Below are 836 nucleotides of genomic sequence, written 5' to 3' on the forward strand. Positions count from 1 at the left end.
TACGACTTCACGTACGTGGATGGCACGCTGACAGTTGGTAAAGCGATGCTGACGATCACTGCCGACAATAAGAGCAGGATCTACGGAGCTGCAAATCCGGCACTGACAGTGAGTTATTCCGGTTTTGTGAATGGCGACACCCCGGCTTCTATAACAGCACCATCTGTTTCAACAGCAGCCACAACCGCATCTGCTGCGGGTACTTACCCGATCACAGCCAGCGGAGCCACTTCTGCAAACTATAACTTCACGTATGTGAACGGTGTGCTGACGGTAGGCAAGGCGGTGCTGACGATCACTGCTGACAATAAGACTAAGATCTACGGAGCAGTGAACCCCGGATTGACGGTGACTTATTCCGGCTTTGTCAATGGCGATACGCCGGCATCTATTACAGCTCCGTCTGTTTCCACGACTGCAACGACTGGCTCTGCAGCGGGTACTTATCCGATCGTGGCCAGTAGTGCCGCTTCGGCGAACTATACCTTCACGTATGTGGATGGCACGCTGACAGTTGGTAAAGCAATGCTGACAATCAGCGCAGATAATAAGACCAGGATCTATGGAGCTGCAAACCCTGCACTGACAGTGAGTTATTCGGGTTTTGTAAACGGCGATACGCCGGCATCTATAACAGTACCTTCTGTTTCAACGACAGCAACCGCGGCGTCAGCAGCAGGCACTTACCCGATCGTGGCCAGCGGTGCCGCTTCAGCAAACTACGACTTCACGTACGTGGATGGCACGCTGACAGTTGGTAAAGCGATGCTGACGATCACTGCCGACAATAAGAGCAGGATCTACGGAGCTGCAAATCCGGCACTGACAGTGAGTTA

General features: G+C 52.8%; 1 protein-coding gene. It reads left to right on the forward strand.

Annotated features, from left to right (window positions below):
* On the forward strand, positions 1-836 hold an 836-nt coding region (locus tag DDR33_RS26215; protein WP_317047478.1), incomplete at both ends, for an MBG domain-containing protein.

The sequence above is a fragment of the Pararcticibacter amylolyticus genome (assembly GCF_003130405.1).
Lineage (GTDB): Bacteria > Bacteroidota > Bacteroidia > Sphingobacteriales > Sphingobacteriaceae > Arcticibacter > Arcticibacter amylolyticus.